This window comes from Stenotrophomonas sp. SrG (genome assembly GCF_050031795.1).
GTDB classification, from domain to species: domain Bacteria; phylum Pseudomonadota; class Gammaproteobacteria; order Xanthomonadales; family Xanthomonadaceae; genus Stenotrophomonas; species Stenotrophomonas rhizophila_A.
Genome location: NZ_JBNBBE010001177.1, coordinates 1 through 238 on the forward strand (window position 1 = coordinate 1; position 238 = coordinate 238).

The 238-nt window shown below is 67.6% G+C and carries 1 protein-coding gene; it reads left to right on the forward strand.

What is annotated here, in order from left to right; genetic code table 11:
• Positions 1–238 (forward strand): GMC oxidoreductase (locus ACQG3P_RS23160; protein WP_426806353.1); only part of this gene is annotated, 238 nt, incomplete at both ends.

Here is a 238-nt window from a genome sequence, read left to right on the forward strand (position 1 = left end):
ACAACCCGATCCGCCTCGCCCCTGACCGCCAGGACAAGTGGGGGCTGCCGGTGTTGGCGAGGGACGTTTCCCAGCGCGCGAACGAGAAGGCCATGCGCCAGGACAAGGCCGCCGATGCCGCCGAGATGCTGGAGGCCGCCGGGGTCAAGGACGAGGAGATGCACGACAACGACTACGCGCAGCGCAAGCGCATCCACGAAATGGGCACCGCACGCATGGGCCGTGACCGGAAGAACTC